Raw genomic sequence first — 18,435 nt, 5'->3', positions numbered from 1 at the left:
ACCACCGGCATCGTCGGCGTATCCTTCTCCAACAGCATCTGTATCTAATCCGATTCGTCGTAGAATCTATTTAGATACAACATCGATGTATCTAAGTAGCCATACCCAAATACCAGATTGACGCTAAATACCATGGAGCCCTGTATTTTTCCTTATCGAATGATGAAAAGAGCACTTCGGCATGAATGATGCTGCTTCCTGAATCCGGTCCAAGACGCCCATCGGCAGAAAGGGATGAGCGCTATTGGAAAGGAGGTGAACAAGCCGCACGATCATGGCGTTCGCGCATCCGATCACATATGGGGATGCTGCTCACGTAGTCCTGGAACGAACGGCGGGTGTACAGTGAGGCTATCGTTGCTCAGGAAAGGGAGCTTGTCACGTATGTCACCTTCGAAGAGGAAGAAAACAAAGGATGCGGCACATGGGCAGAGCCAGACAGGTGCATCTTATTTGGTAGAAATTCGCCGTTCCAACAGATCAGTGGTCGATCCCAAACAACTGTTTATGGCGCTCAACGCTCAAGGAATCACACTCGACGAAGAATATGAGCCGGTCGTGATGGCTGAAACAAGAGATTCAGAGGGAGTCGTGACAGAACCCAGCGTGATCCTTCGGATACACGTCGGGTCGGAAAAAGCCTTGACTGCACTGGAACAACATCCTGCTGTGATCAAGGTTTGGCCGGACACTCCCATTGCACCGTTTGCATAATCTTCGTTCTCACCGGGAGGACACACAATGACTGCCAAGCGGAAAAGAACAGGTGGCGGTGGACACCTTGCCACAAGCGGTCCCGTTCCAACAGACAAGTCCGGGCGTCTCAGTGTGCTAGTGGAGATGCGGCATTATTCCGGGATGTCAGGAGCCACTGCAATGGGTGCCATGCGGGAAGTAGGCATGGCGGGCTTTGCTATGGACGAAGAATTCGAGCCCGTCCCTCTTCGAACCACCGGGGAGATGGGCCTGACGAGTACACCGGAAACCATCATCGTTCGGGGGACGGTTCGGAATGAGGAAGCGATGGCTGAGCTCCGCGCGCGACCAGAGGTGGCAGGCGTGTGGTATGACACTCCCATCGCCCCATTTCAATTTAGTCATCCTCATCCTGAGGTCAAGAAAAACGAAGCCGCAGGCCCCTGTCCGATTCCACCGTGTGACTGCGACCCCGCAACACCGAAAGGCACCATGGCAGACGTTGCGACGTACCTCGGGGTGGACAAGATTTGGGCGGCCGGATTTCGCGGAGCCGGAATTGTGGTCGGGGTCGTCGACAGCGGGATCACTGCGCAGGGCAGACCCGTCAAGGCCGGGGAGACTCCGAAACGGATCCCGCGTGTTATCGGAGGGTGGCCGACCGCCGATTGGGGGACCGAGAGCAGCAAATGGGGCGACCATGGGAACATGTGTGCCACCGATGTGCTCGGAATGGCCCCTGAGTCTCAACTCTATGACCTGCGAGTCGCCGGAAGCGGTGGCTCGCCCGGTACCATCAGCCGCGCGCTGCAAGCATTTCAATGGGCCATCACGCAGCATCAGACAAATGGAACGCCGCACGTTCTCACGAACAGTTGGGGTATTTTTCAGGAGTCTTGGGATGCGACCTACGCGAGGAACCCCAATCATCCTTTCACCAGAAAAGTCGTCGAAGCGATCAATGAAGGGATTCTAGTCCTGTTCGCGGCAGGGAACTGCGGGCACACTTGCGCAGATGGCCGGTGCGGCAGTGAGACAGGTCCAGGGAAGAGTATTTGGGGAGCGAATGGTCACCCCCTGGTGATGACGATTGCCGCCGTCAATAAGAACGAGCAATATATCGGCTACAGCAGTCAGGGGCCCGCCGCCCTGGATGCCAATAAGCCTGACTTCGCATCCATCTCTCACTTTACGGGATACTTTACCAGCGACAGTGGAACATCAGCGGCCACACCGATTGCCGCTGGAGTCGTGGCCCTGCTCAAACAAGCGAAACCTGCCCTCACGCAGGATGCGTGTAAACAAGCCATCAAAAACTCCGCCAAGGATATCGGTCCCGCCGGGTTCGATCCCTATGTCGGGGCAGGGATCCTCCAAGCCTATTCCGCCTATGTGAAAGTCAAACCGCCGATCGTCAAGACCTTGGTCGGGCCAGGTTGCGGAATAAAAACTCTGAGAGTCTCGTGTAAGACGGTGCTTCCTCCCATCTGCAAAACTTTCGTCCTGAAAGACTGTAGACCGCCGATAAAGACATTGCGTGGTCCCGCGTGCCTCAAGAAAACGCTGATCCCACTTTGTCCACCACCACCCACACTGGGAGGTTGTCCGACTTTGGGAGGGTGTCCCACCTTTGCACCGGCGTTCTGTACGCCGCCATTCCCCGGGAATCCGCCAGGGTTCACTCCTCCGCAAACCTGGGGCTGGTATCCGGGGTACTTTGGCGGGAGTCCGTGGCCGCCCTATCCCATGGCGCCATACGGCGTGCCGTACGGGTTCTTCCCGGGAGGAGAGCAACCCTATTGGGGACAAGGGTACGATCCAGCTTCACCTCAGGAATCAGAGACACCTGAGTCTGAACAGTGGGGAACAGAAGAGTGGCCTGAAGGATCATTGGATGATCCTCCGCAGGACACCTAAGTCAGCGTCACTATCCGTGTGGCGCTCAGACGGCTGCACAGCCGCTGAGCGCCACCCTTTGCGCACAACACGGGCCACACATGACCTCCGCAGCAGTGATCACCTTTCTGATTGATCGTCGAGTCCTCAAAGCACAGGACGTGGTGCGGCACGGAGTGGCACTTCATGATCAGTCACGAGACCGCTTCTTACTGAGAACGTTGATGGTCGGCGACCGCCCCAGAATGATTCTCAAACAGGCTCGCTCACAAGAGGGGCTCATTCAACTTCGTAATGAGTTACGTGGCCTGCGTCAGATTCGGAGCACCGCCGCCCGATCGATCGTGCCGGCCTGCTACCTGGCTGATCCAGCTCGCGGTGTTCTTGCGATGGAGTACCTGGGAGCGCCGCAGGCGGCATCCTTGTCGGATGAGTCAGTTCTAGAGTTGGGAAAGGTGCTCGGCCATCTCCATCAACGGAATCCCTTCACGAAACAGAGTCGCCTCCCCAACGATCTGCCTTGGATTATCTCTGCTTTCGAGAACACCCCTGCGTGGCGCCCACCAACCTTCGGGAAAGCGTTGTCATGGTTAAAGGGGGATCATTGCGTCCAGCGGGGGCTCCGCCGCATACAGGCAGAGTGGCAGTGCCCCTGTTTGATTCACGGAGATCTTAAGATGGAACACTGCTTGGAACGCAGTGGTTCAGAGCGCTCCGCCATCGTCTTGATCGATTGGGAACTCGCAAAATATGGTGACCCGGCTTGGGACGTCGCCGGAGTGTTCTATCAGGAGATTGTGCGACTGTGGATCCAGTCGAACTCGACTGCCCTTGACTCGGCTGAGCAAGGGCGAAGATTGGATTTGGGATCACTCTTGGTATTGATGGAGATATTTGGATCGGCGTATGTCCCGCTCACGCGCGAAATCGGAACAGGAACTGATGCCTTTGTCCGTCGCCTTCTCCTCTGTCTTGGCGCAAGACTGATGCAGTTATGCTTCGAATCCATCGAGAACGACAACGACCATGCCGCTCCCCCTCCATCTTTGCGGCTGGCGGAACTATGCTTCGCCGAACTGCCCATGCTCGCTCGACACGTACGCGGATCATGGCCACACTAAGTACCGTGAAGCATGCGATGGAGATGCCCCAGGAAGTAGTCTGTGCTCTGCGTGAGGCTACAGAAAAGGCCCGCACGTTTTTCCCGTCACAATGCTCAAACGCCCGAAGGGGGGCGCCGAAGCTTCACAGCAATGAGAGCCGCTCTCACGAATCAGTCAATCTGCTGGCGGAGCATCTTTATCGGGAATGGTATTCCCACACGTCCAGGAGAAAGGAAGACCATCTCTCGCTTGAAAGAACCAGCAGCTGGGTGGAGATCTTACGTGCGAGCCATGCCGGAAGTTACCGGTGGGAAGTCGGCTGGCGGGTCGCAAGCGTGTCCCCCGAGGGGCGGATCGTTGCCAAGCGCGGACTTATGAATCGCCTCTTGTCCCCTCTGGACTACTATAGTGTGGGCAGGCCGGGACTCCTGCCCACCGTCGGCGAGGAAATCGGGGCTGTGACGCGACGCGACTCGCTCGCCGCCTCTCCCGGTTATTGGCTAACGTCCTCTCCCGCATGGAAGAGCGAGCAGAGGCAACTCTTGAGGCTGTACTGGAACGTGACTGCTGCGGGAACCCCGGAGCTTGTACGGGAGCTTACCGGTCTGATACCAGAAACAGAGCCGTACTGCTTGAAGGCGCCTTGCATACCAGCCGGCTACGAACGGACCGACGCCGTGGTTCTGTACATTTTTGCGGACAGCTACCGTCGACTCGTTCCGGTGATCCGCGAGGTGTATCAACGTATCGCATCTCATCTTTGTCCCGAGGTGCCAAAGCTCACAAAGCGACTGGCTGATGGCTTGGGACTGGCCGAAAGCCCGGCCGGTGAGAAGGAAAGCTTCGGCACGCATCGGTGTCGATTGGTCGCAGAAGGTCTTTACCATGCCGCCGCAAAGTCTGCGCTGAACGATTCGTCGGTAATTCAATACGTTGCAGACGCGTTCAAGAAGGCAGGGCTCAGATTGTCCCATCCTTATCTTGGGTCTTTGCAAGGCCCTGACTACGAGAGGATTGTCTGATGATTCCGAAGGAACATCAGCCAGTGCAACGGAGTCGCTGCCCATATCGGCACGTCGCTGTGCAGATCGCCCATCGACTAGTCACCTCTGCCATATGGAATGGGAACGTGTGCACGTGGACCGGGGATGAGGTTCGCTTCATGCACGGACATTGGAAGACCATCCATGGATCCGTCGATGAATCGCTGTACTCCGGGACCGCAGGTATTGCCATTTTTTTGGCAGAAGTCTGGAAACGAACCGGAGATGCTCGTTGTCTCAGAGCTGCCAACGGAGCCCTAGAGCAGAGCCATTGGCTCACGTCGGGTGGAACAGACGGCAGCCTCGGGCTGCATACTGGTCTTGCGGGCATCGCTTTCGCGACCTTGCGCGTGGGGCAGCTTACAAAAAACACCGCCCTCATCGAACGAGGAGCCTCTCTAGCAAACAGAGTCGTGTTACGGCTGAGATCTTCGTCCAGTGCCCCGGGCACCGATATCGTCGACGGATTGGCTGGAATTCTGGTTGCTTCCTTGTGGTTTGCCAAAGTGTTAGGTGAGAAAACATTCGTGGAGTTTGCAGGGGAACTCGCGCAACGACTGGTCACCAGTTCGAGACAAAGCATGTCCGGACGAGCGTGGGGTATCACGGACGATGGATCGTTTGATCCCGCACTCTGTGGCATGGGACACGGCGCCTCCGGAGTCGCGTATGCGCTCATGGAGTACCATGCGGCCACGGGGGCACCAGAGCCTCGGGAGATTGCGCTCGAGGGACTGCGATATGAACGAGGGTGGTTTAGCCGTAAGGAAAGCAATTGGGCGGACATTCGCGGCATCACACCGGAGTTCTTCGGTCAAGAACAACCGTCTGGTGCGGCCTATCCAGTCTTCTGGTGTCATGGAGCCGCCGGTATCGGGTTAACGAGACTGCGTTTTTATGAAATTTCGAAAAGTGAAACGTTTCTCGCGGAGGTGGGCGCTGCAATCCATGCCGCAGAAAGGTTTTTGCGCCGATTTCAGCAGTACCAGTCTCCGACGTGGGGCTATGATGCGAATTTCAGTGTCTGTCATGGTCTGGGAAGCATTGTCGATTTGCTTATGTATGCGTATCAGATCTTGGGGGCTGCAGAATATCTCGCCTGGGCTCGCAGCATTGGCGACCAAGGACTTCAGTTGTCGGGTTCCCATCAGGGACAATGGCAATGTGGCATACCAAACGGGTGGGAACATCCTGGTCTGATGCTTGGGCTTGCAGGGATAGGAATGAACTATCTTCGTCTATCGGAGCCCCACGCGGTCTCGCCGATCGGAATCATGATGTGATGGAGAGTGACTTCACCCCACCAAGCGGCCGTTCTTCGAGAGGGAAAATGGGGACGCATTCTAGGGGAAAGGCGCATTCGTTGCAATCAGGAAAATGCGGCGATTATAACCCACTTGACACCCGCTCATGAAACCGCTATACTCCGATCATCTGAACGGAGGATAGCCCATGACGATCAAGCCGACCCAAACCCTCTCGCAACTCATGCAGCGGTTTTCGACCGAAGAAGCCTGCAAGCAGTTCTTGCAGGAACGCCGCTGGCCGAATGGCGTTGAGTGCCCGCGTTGCGGCAATAACAAAGTCTATGAGCTGAAGTCCAAGCCGTATCACTGGGTCTGTAAGGGCAAGGATTGCGGCGGACGGAACGGTTACCGTTTCTCCGTCATCACCAAAACCGTATTTGAGAACACCAACTATGACCTTCGCGTCTGGTTCCAGGTTATCTATCTGATGACGCAGAGCAAGAAGGGTATCAGCGCCTTGCAGATCCAGCGGCAGATCGGCAGCGGAGCCTATAAAACCGCCTGGTATATGTGCCACAGGATCAGAGCCGCCATGAAGGATGGCAGCTTTGCAAAGCTCATGGGCGAAGTGGAAATTGACGAGACCTATATCGGAGGCAAAGATAAGAACCGTCACCGGAGCAAGAAAACCCATTTCGCCGGTATCTCTGGCGGAAAGATCGGCGTGATCGGCGCGATTGCTCGCAAGGGCAACGTGGTCTGTGAAATCATTGAGAATACGGATCGCGTGACGTTGAGCAGCTTTGTTCGTAAGGCGGTCGATACTCGCGTGTCCCTGGTTGCGACCGATGATCATACGGGCTATGCCCGATTGAAGCGTGAATTGCCGCACCAGAGCGTGAATCACTCGCAGGGTGAATATGTGCGCGGGAACGTCCACACGGCTAACATTGATAGCTTTTGGAGCTTGTTGAAGCGTGGCGTGATGGGCACCTATCACAATGTCAGCAAAGCCTATTTGCCGCTGTACCTGGCCGAGTTCTCGTTCCGTCATAACAACCGCAAGAATGCGGACATCTTCACCACGGTTGTAGCAAACTGCTGAGTACGCCGCCGGCACAGCGTGCTCAGATGAAGTATATGCAGAAGAATGTTCAACTACGCTTGCCATTCCAGGAGGATTTATGCCAAAAGCGAAGCCAGTTTCACTCTGGCCGTTGACCTTTGATGAAGCGATTACTGCTCTCATCCGTGCTGATCCTGGCCGTATTGTGGCTGAGCCTAAACAGCCTACGCCACGCAGCAAGCGCGCCATTAAACCAAGACCAGCCAAGAAATAAAGAAGCATCAAATCCACCAACCCCAACTCCACCTAAACCCAGTCACCCAAAGTATCCCCATCCCACCGAATCCAATCAACAGTCCGCATATGACAAGCGTGGCACTCAGGACCAACCGCTTATCATCAAAAGCCTTGAAACTCCAGAATCCGCACAAGAACGCGCCTACAAGAGAGCCGAGCGCGATGAAGAATCGACGAACGATAGGTGGGTGCTGATTTGGACTGCGGTGTCGGCTCTCGCTACTAGCACTACGGCTGTCATAGCTGGGATAACGGCTGGCATCGCGATTTTCAGCCTTCGGGCCATCAGGGACCAAGTTGAGGCCAATAGAGTGGCCGCTAAAGCAGCCCAGGACGCAGCTGACGCGACTACTAAAACTGTTAAGGCGATGCAGGACACCGCTGAAAGGCAACTGCGCGCTTATCTTTTCGTGGGGGTCGAAAAATGCCCCAATCTTTCCGCCCCTGCTGCTCCAGAGTTTCGTATTTTCATCAAGAATGCTGGGCAAACGCCTGCCCATGACGTATTCCATTGGACGAATATGGGGATTCTGCCTTTCCCGCTCAGAGAGGAACCGCCAGGACCAGATCCTAGCAGCCCCATGATTAAAACAGTCATTGCGCCGGGAGCAGACTTTGTCGCCGAACACAAAGGCCCGCCCATTTTGACCGCTAAGGCGATCGCTGCCATACAGGACGGTTCCCAATATCGGCTGTACGCCTGGGGGCAAGTATTGTACAGAGACATTTTCGGCATAAATCGAACCACTAAGTTTCGGTTTATGCATGGCGGACCAGACATCAGCCCTGGCACTATGCACTACTGCGAAGAAGGTAACGACGCCGACTAGCGCAAATATCCATCCTTTTATCCTTATCCCATGTTGGGTGTCAAGAAGGTTACAATCGCCGAAAATGCCCTGAACGGAGAAAAAATCGGCATTAATATACTTGACACATCGTAGAAATGGGGCTAGAATCCGACTCACGAACACGGAGGTAGCCCATGAATCCGACCCTGCCAACCACTCTTCAAGAAGCCATCCAATACTTTGCCGATCCGCAACGCTGTCAGGACTTGCTGAGTGCGATGCGCTGGCCGCAGGGTCCGGTTTGCCCCAACTGCCGTTCACATGAACACGGCTATGTGAAGTCGCGGGCGATCTATCAGTGCAAGATGTGCCGGAAGCAGTACAGCGCGAAGGTCGGGACCATCTTCGAGGATAGTCCCATCAAGCTGGATAAATGGTTCTGTGCTCTCTGGATGCTGACCAATGCCAAGAATGGCGTTTCATCCTATGAGGTAGCCCGTAGCCTTGGGGTCACTCAGAAAACTAGCTGGTTCATGATGCATCGGATTCGCTTGGCCCTACAGCATGGGTCGATTGATCGGAAGTTGATGGGCGAAGTTGAAGTGGATGAGACCTATATCGGCGGAAAAGCTCGCAACATGCACAAGGACAAACAAGAGAAGGTGCTGAAGAATGAAGGCTCGTTCCGCAAAGCCGTGGTAGTGGGGATGTTAGAGCGCAAGGGCGAAGTCCGAACCGCCATGCTCAACCGCGCATCTGGCAAGCTGATTGAGCAGACCATCAAGAGCCATGTGGTCCATGGATCGAACCTCTACAGCGATGAGGCTCACGCCTATGTGAAGGTTGGCCGCGAATATGCGCACCAGGTTATCAACCACGCTGAGCGATACGTGCAGGGCAACATTCACACCAACAGCATTGAGAACTATTGGAGCTTGCTAAAGCGGGGAATCAAAGGCACCTACATCAGCGTTGAACCGTTCCACTTGTTCCGCTATCTTGATGAGCAATCCTTCCGTTTCAATACTCGGAAGGATAACGATCAAGGGCGGTTCATGCTGGCCCTGTCAAAGATTCAAGGCAAGCGTGTTCAGTATCGCGAACTCATCGGTCAAACGACGTGCTAAGGCTGAAGAGCCAGATGGTTATAAGAGGCAGGGGAGGGGGAGGCGCAGTTCAAACCAAACCTAAGTCACGGTTATACTTTTTAATGGTCACGCGCATGAGTATATTTACATCGGCCTCAGATAATGACTCGTCAACCGGACCGTAAAGCCTCTCTGTATCAACCGACAGGCTAGTAATAAGCGCATCATCTTCTAAAAGGCAAAATACCTTATCGTCAATTTCTCCTTGGTGCTGGCCCACGGTTTCTTCAGCATTCCCTGGAATCCGTAGCGCGTCAAATAAGGTTTTTAGGCGATTGTCTATGTCTCCTCCACTGATAATGTCGCCTGGCTCATGACGACGCAAAAAAGTAATTTTTAGATCGCATACCCATCTCCTCGCCCGCACAACTAATGGTATGAATCTCCATCCCTTGAATGGAACATGGTAGCACGGTGATTTATTTGGGGCACTTTCCTTATCAAAAATTCCTCTTCCTTTTATAGTTCTTTCAACGATCTCTGCGGCCGCTATGCGTTCATTAAGGCCTGGATGTTTTTCCCAAAAATCTTTTAATTGCGGCGACAAGATTCTCCTGATGGCATCTTTTTCTGGTGTCCTTGACGATGTTCGCGAGCAAGTAGGCAATGGCCCTTGGTAGCGCAGAAAAAATTCCACTATGTCGTCTCCGAGTAGGTCATCGCATTGATCTGTGTCATGCTGGATATCGGTCACGTTAGACATGATTTTCTCCCTGTGCTAAGGTGTAGCTTACGCTAGGCCGTTCGCGCCAACGAACACCAAAGCGGAGAGAAACATGTCCGGAAAATCGCAGCAGCACAGTACCCCACCGGCTCAGACGAGTCAAACGCCGTTTGAGCGGTTTACGAACGCCCTGTCCAAGGTCGTTGCCGTCCCGAAGTCTGCCATTCCCGCTCTCTCCAAGAAGCCAAAAAAGAAGTAATTTCCGCTCTGCTTTCATCAGTTATTCACGGTTTCTCTATATGATGAGCCTAGTATATTAATGCCAAAAAATCGTCTCCCCAAGTTCTGTGGATATCTCTGTTGATAGCGTACGATTTCCGTGAGCAGAGCGCCTCCAAATCACGCCCGACACCTCGTTGCCTATTTTTTGGGCATAGCGAATCCTGATCATCGTAGCCACAAGATATTGTGGGCCTTGCTTTTCCCATATGTATTAGCATTCAAAAATCTCGCCCGCACCGGGTTTTTTCCCGCCGCGCTGTGGATAGCTCAATTATTTTTTAGAAGGCCGAACATCTCCCTTGACTTATGCACAGAATGCTTGCCTGAGCCTGTAACCACATCGTTGTCGCGGCTTTCCCGGGTCAAATGTTGTGCAACCCACTCATTCGGTCTCAGTTGAGTAAATGGAGCCCCTTTGCATGCCACCGTGCGAGGCTGCACGACGGTTCGTGCCGACCGTGTATTCACACACAGGGCTTCCGGCTGCGGGCACGAAAGAGTCGTCGCTCGTTCTATGAGACGCTGCGCGGAGTCTTCAGCGATTTCTCGTGAAACGATGCGTGCTTCCGGGAGTGTTGGCAAAGAAGGGAGGGTGCAACCGCCTGGAGGAACACTATTTGCGAAGTAGCCTCTGACACCTATGCGACATCTCCGAGCGTTGGAAGACCAGAGTGTGTATATCCTTCGCGAAGCCTACCAACACTTCGACGAGCTCGCCATGCTTTGGTCAATGGGGAAAGACTCGACGGTATTGCTCTGGTTGGCGCGCAAGGCGTTTTTCGGTCATGTGCCTTTTCCGCTTGCCCACATCGATACGGGGTACGAGATGCCTGGATTGATTGAGTATCGGGACCGGATTTGCAGGGAATGGCGGCTCAATCTGGTCGTCGGCCAGAACAAGCATGCACTTGCCGCCGGCATGAGCCCGGCAGCCGGACGCGTGACCTGCTGCACCGCGCTGAAGATCGAGGCGCTCAAACAGACGATCACCCAGCATGGCTGGACAGCGATCATTCTAGGCATCCGGGCGGATGAAGAGGGAACGCGTGCGAAGGAGCGCTACTTTTCAGTCCGTGATCAACAGGGCGAATGGGATTTCCGCGATCAGCCTCCGGAGCTCTGGGACCAGTATAAGACGACCTTTCCCACCGGCTCGCACATCCGCGTGCACCCACTGCTGGATTGGACCGAACTGAATATCTGGGAGTATCTCGAACTGGAACAAATCCCGTTGCCGGATCTGTACTTCGACCGGGGCGACGGCACCCGCTATCGCAGCCTTGGGTGCGCACCCTGTACCGGCACCGCCAAGTCCTGCGCGTCAACGATCCCCCAGATCATTTCAGAACTGCGAACGACCACGATCGCCGAACGATCGGGGCGCGCGCAGGATGACGGCCGCGGCATGGAGTTGCTGCGGAAGCTGGGGCATATGTAAGTACCTCTCCTGCGTGTCTGCGCTCGCCCTGTCGATCGTATTCCTTCCTGAAGCCCGTCGACTGGTGCTTTCCGTCACGGATGCTCCTCACCGTGTGCAGGCACGCACGGGCGTGTGTCCGCGCACCAGTCGCTCCCACTGAACGCTCATCGCCGACCGTCGTGGCTCGATGGTGGTGACACGTGCCCCCTTCTCCAGCAGCGGGTTCTGTGCCTGAAGCGATGAGCGGCACGTGCGGCCTCGTTTTTGCTTCGTATCGGAATGTAAGGGAGTCGAACACCGACATGTCTCAGGTGGAGGACAAACGTGATGCCGTATACCGAAACGCAGCGAATGGAACTGCGGTCACACGTGAACTTGGCCGGCGAAGTCATCGCTCGGCTCTGGCCGATGCGGACGTTCATCTCTCGCAATCCTCTGCAGGGGTTGGAGGAGCTGAGCTTCGATGCAGCGGTGACGCGAGGGGAGCAACTCTTCGGTGGCAAGGGCTATCTCACTGAGGAGGCATTCCGCGACGCGTTCCGCAGGGGGCGTATCCACATTGGGAACGTGGACGCCGTGTTACAGCCGCTGGTGTCCGATAAAGCCATCCTGTTCGGCGATCGCCGGGTGTCCCAGCTGGACGTGCTCCGTGCGAGCATGGTGGAGGGGCTCAGGCTGCCTGATCCAAGCGGGGGGGGGCCGTCCAGCACCGTCGCAGCTGAGTTGGGGGAGGATCCAGCCGTCGTCGAAGCGATCGCCCAATGGATCATGCAGGTTCTGTCTTCTGGCTCATGGGCCGAGATGGAGTGTCCCCTGCCGTGCGATCCGTCGGACTGGCCTTATCAGGAAACGATGGCGACGTGGTGCGATCGTACGCTTGGGACCGATCTCACTGGCTGGATCGACCGCCAGATGATCACATGGTGCGCCGCCTTCTGCGATGAGGGAGAGGCGACGTGGGTGATGCCGAATCGGGAAGATACCTTCTTCCGGGCCTGGAAAGCGGCGGCACAGTATGACCTCGGCCTGCGTTGGTGCGGAATCGAAGGGGCGTCACGGAAGATTCAACGCTTGTCGGACCGTCCCGAGGAAGCGCTGCTCGAATCGCTTGAGCGGCTCACCGTGCCGAAACCGGCCTGGCAGGACTACCTCGCCCTTCACCTGGCGGCGTTGCCGGGGTGGACGGGGTTCATCAAATGGCGCGCAGAACAGACCGCCGATCCCTGGCAGGAGGCGTATCGGATCGATCTGGTGAAATACCTGGCAGTCCGGCTTTTCTACGAACGCGAACTGGTTGCCACGACCTGCCGCGAGAGCTTGGCGTGTATGGGGGCGGTCGAAGCCGTGCAGGAGTATGCCAGGCAGTTTCCCCATGCCCTCTGGTTCCGTCGGAGTCTTGTAAAGGGGCATCTGACGAAGCAAGCGCAGGCGGATGCCGCACGATTGCGACGAAGGCGGCGGTCCGCCGATGCCCAGGCGTGGGAGGAACTTGGACGGCGCTGGTATCACGAGTGGCAACAGGTTCGGCAACAAGACTCCCTCACCGCATGGGCCCACCTCTTGGTGCGGCTGGCGAAGGCCGTGGGGATTCGCCCTGATCTGATTCCCTCGACGACGTCCGGTGATCTGACCACCCTGTTTATTTGGCTTCGTGGGTTTTCTGAGCGGCTCCGCAGCCGAAAGTGGCTGGAAGCCTATGAACTGGCGCACCAGCGGGAGGTCATTGGAAAGCTCGAATCACTCGTCTCGGCGTACCTGCCCCTTCCGGAACCAGGCCGGCCCTCCGTACGCCCGACGGCGCAGTTCGTGTTCTGCATCGACGTGCGCTCTGAGGTGTTCCGGCGGCACCTGGAACAGCGTGGCGGCTACGAAACCTATGGGTTTGCCGGATTCTTTGGGCTACCCGTGTCGTATCGGCCGCTGAATGAGCCGTATGAGTGTGAGCTGTGCCCCGTCCTCCTGAAGCCGAAACATTTGGTGCGGGAGGTGCCGAGAACCTATCAGGTCGAGCGCGTTCAACGGCACAAAACGCGCGCGAAGCTCGCCAAGGCCGGGCATGACCTGTTCCATGACCTCAAACACAATGTGATCACCCCCTATGTCATGGTGGAGGCCATCGGCTGGTTTTTCATGCTTCCCTTCCTGGGCAAGACATTGTGTCCCCGCTGGTACCATCGTGTCACGGCGTGGTTGAGGCAGGAGCTGATTCCTCCGGTGGCCACCACGCTGACCGTCGATAAGCTGGAAGCCAAGGAAGCCGAAGACATGGTGGCTACCGAGCAGCGTCTGCAGATCGCGCGATGGCTGCGGGAGCATGGCTATGTGGCGGGCGGCGGCATGACGGCTGAGGTTCTGGAGCGCGTTCGACAGCAGGCGCTGGAGTTCGACCGAGGGGAATCGGAGGCGGGAGCGCTTGGTCGCCTGTTTGCCTTCACGACGACACAGGAGGCGGGTTTGATTGAGGAACTCCGCCGGGATTGCCGTTTGACGCCTCCATGGACCCGGGCCCGTCTCGACCGCATCACGCAGACGGGCTTTACGCTCAATGAACAGGCGTACTACGTGGAGACGTCGTTGCGGCTCATGGGCTTGACCGGCTCGTTCGCCCGTCTCGTCGTGCTCTGCGGCCACGGCAGCACCTCGCAAAACAACCCCTATGAGTCGGCCTTGGACTGTGGGGCTTGCGGGGGTAGCCACGGACTGCCGAACGCGCGGACGTTCGCCCTGCTCGCCAACCGGCCGCGGGTGCGAGAAGTGCTGGCGCGCCGGGGGATCACCATCCCTCCGGATACCTATTTCGTTCCGGCCCTGCACGACACGACCACAGATCGGCTCCGGATTGCGGATCTGGAGGATGTGCCGGCGACGCACCGGAAGGAGCTGGCGCACATTCTGGAGGATGTGCAGGAGGCCGGCATGGCCGCGGCGGCCGAACGCTGGGCCGCCTTGTCTGGATCATCGACGCCTTCCGATCCTCGAGTATCCGTCCGGGACGTCGAGCAGCGTAGCCTCGATTGGGCGCAAGTGCGTCCGGAATGGGGGCTCGCCAGAAACAGCCTCTTCATCATTGGAAGCCGTGCCCTCACGCAAGGCGCCGACCTGGGAGGACGCTCGTTCCTGCACTCGTACGACCATGCCTCGGATCAAGACGGCAAGTTGCTCGAATTCATCATGACGGCTCCTCTGATCGTGGCGCAGTGGATCAACATGGAGTACTATTTCTCGACCACAGATCCCGATGTCTATGGGAGCGGGAGCAAGGTCTATCACAACGTGACCGCCCGGATCGGAGTGATGACGGGCTACCAGGGTGACCTCCGTATGGGATTGCCGGTTCAGACGGTCCTGAATGCGGGGCGCCCCTATCACGAACCGATGCGCCTGACAGCCTTGATCGAAGCTCCGCGTGAGCGGATCCAAGCCATCATCCGGCGCCAACCACTCCTGGAGCGCCTGTTCAACAACGGGTGGATGCTATTGCTCGCCTGTGAGCCATCCGGGCAGCGATTCTATCGGTACGAAAGCCCGGGAACCTGGCGGCCCGCCGCCGAGATCGGCTGATGGGCGCTCCAAAGGGGATCCTGGCTTAGGCATCGGCACGCAACTGGGCGCGAGCAGGAATGAGGGGTTATGTCGGACACACCATCGAGCAAATTTCCTCCATACTGTGCGGTTCCCTTTTCGTCGTATGGGGATGTAACGGATTTTCTGCGTGAACTCGAGAGGGCCTGCATCCTCCGGGGCCGGCCGTCCGATGGGACCGTGAGTTTCGACGCCGTCTCGCGGTGCCTCCATCAACTCAAGCGTCCTGATCGGGAGTATCGGTCAATCCACGTCACCGGCACCAACGGCAAGACGACCGTCAGCCGGATGATCGCTGGGCTCATTCAGGCCGGCGGTATGAAGGTGGGGCTCTATACCAGTCCCCATCTGCGGCACTTTCGGGAACGGATCGTGATCAACGGGACTCCCATCAGCGAACAGGCGCTCGTCGATGCCTGCAACAATGTCAAAGTCTACCTGGACTGGGAGGGGGTCGAGCTCAGTCCGTTTGAGTTCCTGACCACCGCAGCCTTCTTCGTCTTTCGATCAGCCGAGGTCGACTACGCCGTGATCGAGGTGGGAATCGGCGGGCGGTTGGATGCGACCAATGTCATTGCACCGGAGGTCTCGGTCATCACGGACGTCGATTATGATCACATGGATCTCCTGGGAGACACGCTGGAGCAGATTGCCGCCGAGAAAGCCGGCATCATCAAGCCGCTCACTCCGGTGGTGTGCGGCATGATGCCCGAGGGGCCGCGTGCCGTCGTCCTGTCTCGGGCCGCTGAGCTGAACGCCCCAGTCTTGCTGATGGGGGAGGAGTATGAGGCGCAGGACGTCACTCGTACCGGCTACAGAGGAAGCTGCTCGCTTCGGATTGGTTCGGCGCTGTGGCGCCAGGTGCCGCTCAATTCACCTGCTCCCTTTATGGCGAGCCATGCGGCTCATGCGCTGGCCGCCTACGACGTGTTACGCCGTCGCGGCTTGGTGCCGGGGCTCGGCGAAGAGGAACTCCGAACGGTGTTCGAGCGGATGGAGCTTGCCGCTTGTTGTGAAGTGGTGCCGGGCGCTCCGACTGTCCTGTTGGATAGCGCGCACAATGCCCCGGCGGCGGCTCGGCTGGCAACGATTCTGCGGACCACGTTTGAAGGGCGGCGCACCGTGCTGCTCGCGTCCCTTCCCCATGGCAAGGAAGTCGACAAGATGCTGTATCATCTCGCCGGTGGAGGGGTCGACCGGGCCATCTTTACTCAATACCCGATCGAAAATGCCACGGCGCCTCAGGTTCTGGCCGACATTTGGCGATTCCGAACCGCCGCCGCCGCAGAGATTGTGCACGATCCCGAGGCAGCGTTTCATCGTGCGGTGCAAGTGGCCGGCGCCAGCGGAGTCGTCGTGGTGACGGGCTCCATGCAGTTCGGCGGATTTTGCCGACCCCTGGCCAATGATGGTAGCGCGAGCAAGCCGACAGAGCACTCGCCGCTCTCAGTGGCATAGGAGATCGATTCGGCGAGCGCCTTTGCACATCCGGCAGTGAGCCCTGTGTGTCGGCACACGAGGTGCTGGTTCACCACAAATCCTCTGCTAGTGCGCTGCGATCTTGCGAAAGCGAATACCACGGATTTTCTGAGAGTTCTGGCCGCCACGAATTTCTTGTCCTGCTTCGGTCTTCTGGAATCTGACTTGCACTGCAGCGAGGAGCGAAAAGGGGAGCGGATGGTCCGATCGCCCTTGCTGCTAAGGGAGGTTCAGGATGGCGAGACATGTGGTGACGATGATTCCGGGTGAAGGTACCGGCCCGGAGATCTGCGAAGCGGTACGGATGGTGATCGATGCCAGCGGCGTCGACATCGCGTGGGAGTATGAGGACATCGGCCTCGATTGTCTGGAGAAGCACAACACGTTGCTGCCGGACAAGACGATCCAGTCGATCGCCAAAAACAAGGTGGCGCTCAAGGGCCCGACGACAACGCCGATCGGGACGGGGCATAAAAGCGCCAATGTGACCTTGCGGAAGGTGTTCGATCTGTATGCGAATGTGCGCCCGGTCCGACTGATTCCCGCGTTGAAGCGGCCGTGGGACAAGCTGGACATCATCAACTTCCGCGAGAACACGGAAGACTCTTACGCTGCGATCGAACACATGGTGTCCGATGAGGTCGCGCAATGTTTGAAGGTCATTACGTGGCCGGGTTCCTACCGTATCGCGGATTTTGCACTGAAGTGGGCCAGGGACAGCGGGCGCAAGAAAGTCGTGTGCGTGCATAAAGCCAATATCATGAAGATGACCGACGGCCTGTTTCTGGAAGCCTTTCGCGCTGCTGCCCAAAAATATCCCGATATCGAGACCGGCGACATCATCATCGATAACTGCGCCATGCAGTTGGTCCGGAATCCCGGGCAGTTCGACTGTTTGGTTCTGCCCAATCTCTACGGGGACATCTTGACCGATCTGTGCGCGGGCCTGATGGGCGGCCTCGGGTTCGCACCAGGGGCGAACGTCGGCGACAACTGCGCCATCTTTGAGGCGGTTCACGGTTCTGCGCCGAAGTACGCCGGGATGAAGAAGGTCAATCCGTCGGCCGTCTTGGTTTCCGGCGTCATGATGCTGCGCTGGCTGAATGAGAAGGAGGCGGCTGATCGAATCGAAACAGCGATGTACCAGGTGCTCAATGAGGGGAAAACGGTCACCTATGACGTTGGCGGCACTGCCAAGACCGACGAGTATGCGCAGGCGATCATTGAGAAGATGGACGTTGTAAGGAAGTAAGGGAGGAGACGATGCCGACGTTTACCCAGGAAGCGATTGCAACCAAGAAGAAAAAAGACATCAAGCTCGTGGGCGTGGACATGTATATCATCACCGATCGAGGGATCCCCAAGTTTCCGGACGGAGAATTCGGCCCCTTTAAGTGTGAGTTCATCTCGAACCGCGGCACCAAGGTGTGGCCGGGATTCGTGAGCCCGGATCTGTTGATGGTGAACTGGTATCGCTGCCGGTTCGTGGCCACCCGGGATGTTCAGGATGCCGAGATCAACGCGTTCCTGGATACCCTGACGCGGAAGGGGTGGTGGTGGTCCGCTGCGCAGAAGCTGTGGAATTACGACGGCGAGGCAGGATTCAGCAAAGCCTACTAGAGCGGTTCGTGAACGGGGTTGCCGATCTCGGTCGGCAACCCCAACTCATGGAGGCCTTCCGGCCTGGCTCGCTGATGCTCCCTTCCCATGCTTCCTTCCTG

At 57.1% G+C, this 18,435-nt stretch carries 15 protein-coding genes; 14 read left to right on the top strand and 1 reads right to left on the bottom strand.

Going from position 1 to position 18,435, the window contains the following annotated elements:
* The first annotated feature begins 384 nt into the window (after positions 1–384).
* The 8 genes from HRU82_03915 (at position 385) to HRU82_03880 (ending at position 9,266) form a co-directional block, all read left to right on the top strand.
* Entirely contained in the window at positions 385–714 is a 330-nt protein-coding gene (locus tag HRU82_03915; GenBank protein ID QOJ34150.1) for a hypothetical protein, read from the top strand.
* 27 nt (positions 715–741) lie between these two features.
* On the top strand, positions 742–2,613 hold the full coding sequence (locus HRU82_03910; protein ID QOJ34149.1) for a S8 family serine peptidase: 1,872 nt from the start codon (positions 742–744) through the stop codon (positions 2,611–2,613).
* 80 nt (positions 2,614–2,693) lie between these two features.
* A complete protein-coding gene (locus HRU82_03905) occupies positions 2,694–3,713 on the top strand; it encodes an aminoglycoside phosphotransferase family protein (protein ID QOJ34148.1) in 1,020 nt (339 codons plus the stop codon).
* 251 nt (positions 3,714–3,964) lie between these two features.
* Positions 3,965–4,717 (top strand): hypothetical protein, encoded by a 753-nt coding sequence (locus HRU82_03900; protein QOJ34147.1) that lies wholly within the window; start codon positions 3,965–3,967, stop codon positions 4,715–4,717.
* Positions 4,718–4,857: 140 nt separating this feature from the next.
* The gene (locus HRU82_03895) at positions 4,858–6,021 is read left to right on the top strand and encodes a hypothetical protein (protein ID QOJ34146.1); all 1,164 of its coding nucleotides are present in this window, start codon (positions 4,858–4,860) and stop codon (positions 6,019–6,021) included.
* Positions 6,022–6,190: 169 nt separating this feature from the next.
* Complete coding sequence (locus HRU82_03890) at positions 6,191–7,090, top strand: IS1595 family transposase (protein ID QOJ34145.1); 900 nt, start codon at positions 6,191–6,193, stop codon at positions 7,088–7,090.
* A gap of 122 nt (positions 7,091–7,212) precedes the next feature.
* A complete protein-coding gene (locus HRU82_03885) occupies positions 7,213–8,178 on the top strand; it encodes a hypothetical protein (GenBank protein ID QOJ34144.1) in 966 nt (321 codons plus the stop codon).
* A gap of 155 nt (positions 8,179–8,333) precedes the next feature.
* The gene (locus HRU82_03880) at positions 8,334–9,266 is read left to right on the top strand and encodes an IS1595 family transposase (GenBank protein ID QOJ34143.1); all 933 of its coding nucleotides are present in this window, start codon (positions 8,334–8,336) and stop codon (positions 9,264–9,266) included.
* Positions 9,267–9,315: 49 nt separating this feature from the next.
* Here the strand turns inward: HRU82_03880 and HRU82_03875 are convergent, their stop codons facing one another.
* Positions 9,316–9,990 carry a hypothetical protein gene (locus HRU82_03875; protein QOJ34142.1) on the bottom strand — a complete coding sequence of 225 codons (675 nt, stop codon included), beginning with the start codon at positions 9,988–9,990 and terminating at the stop codon, positions 9,316–9,318.
* 73 nt (positions 9,991–10,063) lie between these two features.
* Between HRU82_03875 and HRU82_03870 the strand changes: the two genes are divergently transcribed.
* The 6 genes from HRU82_03870 to HRU82_03845 all read left to right on the top strand — a co-directional run bounded on the left by HRU82_03870 (position 10,064) and on the right by HRU82_03845 (position 18,334).
* The gene (locus HRU82_03870) at positions 10,064–10,210 is read left to right on the top strand and encodes a hypothetical protein (GenBank protein ID QOJ34141.1); all 147 of its coding nucleotides are present in this window, start codon (positions 10,064–10,066) and stop codon (positions 10,208–10,210) included.
* 663 nt (positions 10,211–10,873) lie between these two features.
* Positions 10,874–11,671 carry a sulfate adenylyltransferase subunit 2 gene (locus HRU82_03865; protein ID QOJ34140.1) on the top strand — a complete coding sequence of 266 codons (798 nt, stop codon included), beginning with the start codon at positions 10,874–10,876 and terminating at the stop codon, positions 11,669–11,671.
* 309 nt (positions 11,672–11,980) lie between these two features.
* On the top strand, positions 11,981–15,214 hold the full coding sequence (locus HRU82_03860) for a DUF2309 domain-containing protein (protein QOJ34139.1): 3,234 nt from the start codon (positions 11,981–11,983) through the stop codon (positions 15,212–15,214).
* 201 nt (positions 15,215–15,415) lie between these two features.
* Positions 15,416–16,693, top strand: a complete 1,278-nt coding sequence (locus HRU82_03855) for a hypothetical protein (protein ID QOJ34138.1) — start codon at positions 15,416–15,418, stop codon at positions 16,691–16,693.
* A 256-nt stretch (positions 16,694–16,949) separates the two neighbouring features.
* Positions 16,950–17,966, top strand: coding sequence for an isocitrate/isopropylmalate dehydrogenase family protein (locus tag HRU82_03850; GenBank protein ID QOJ34137.1), 1,017 nt, complete (start codon positions 16,950–16,952; stop codon positions 17,964–17,966).
* An 11-nt stretch (positions 17,967–17,977) separates the two neighbouring features.
* The gene (locus HRU82_03845; GenBank protein QOJ34136.1) at positions 17,978–18,334 is read left to right on the top strand and encodes an isocitrate dehydrogenase; all 357 of its coding nucleotides are present in this window, start codon (positions 17,978–17,980) and stop codon (positions 18,332–18,334) included.
* Positions 18,335–18,435: the final 101 nt, after the last annotated feature.

Source organism: Nitrospira sp. (assembly GCA_015709715.1).
Taxonomy (GTDB): domain Bacteria; phylum Nitrospirota; class Nitrospiria; order Nitrospirales; family Nitrospiraceae; genus Nitrospira_A.
Note: the sequence above shows the minus strand (reverse complement) of the source record. Positions and strands in the feature narration are given on the sequence as shown.

Coding starts and splice junctions, on each gene's coding strand:
- HRU82_03915 (QOJ34150.1), top strand. CDS start 385: ATGTCACCTTCGAAGAGGAAGAAAACAAAGGATGCGGCACATGGGCAG.
- HRU82_03910 (QOJ34149.1), top strand. CDS start 742: ATGACTGCCAAGCGGAAAAGAACAGGTGGCGGTGGACACCTTGCCACA.
- HRU82_03905 (QOJ34148.1), top strand. CDS start 2,694: ATGACCTCCGCAGCAGTGATCACCTTTCTGATTGATCGTCGAGTCCTC.
- HRU82_03895 (QOJ34146.1), top strand. CDS start 4,858: ATGCACGGACATTGGAAGACCATCCATGGATCCGTCGATGAATCGCTG.
- HRU82_03890 (QOJ34145.1), top strand. CDS start 6,191: ATGACGATCAAGCCGACCCAAACCCTCTCGCAACTCATGCAGCGGTTT.
- HRU82_03885 (QOJ34144.1), top strand. CDS start 7,213: ATGAAGCGATTACTGCTCTCATCCGTGCTGATCCTGGCCGTATTGTGG.
- HRU82_03880 (QOJ34143.1), top strand. CDS start 8,334: ATGAATCCGACCCTGCCAACCACTCTTCAAGAAGCCATCCAATACTTT.
- HRU82_03875 (QOJ34142.1), bottom strand. CDS start 9,990: ATGTCTAACGTGACCGATATCCAGCATGACACAGATCAATGCGATGAC.
- HRU82_03870 (QOJ34141.1), top strand. CDS start 10,064: ATGTCCGGAAAATCGCAGCAGCACAGTACCCCACCGGCTCAGACGAGT.
- HRU82_03865 (QOJ34140.1), top strand. CDS start 10,874: ATGCGACATCTCCGAGCGTTGGAAGACCAGAGTGTGTATATCCTTCGC.
- HRU82_03860 (QOJ34139.1), top strand. CDS start 11,981: ATGCCGTATACCGAAACGCAGCGAATGGAACTGCGGTCACACGTGAAC.
- HRU82_03850 (QOJ34137.1), top strand. CDS start 16,950: ATGGCGAGACATGTGGTGACGATGATTCCGGGTGAAGGTACCGGCCCG.
- HRU82_03845 (QOJ34136.1), top strand. CDS start 17,978: ATGCCGACGTTTACCCAGGAAGCGATTGCAACCAAGAAGAAAAAAGAC.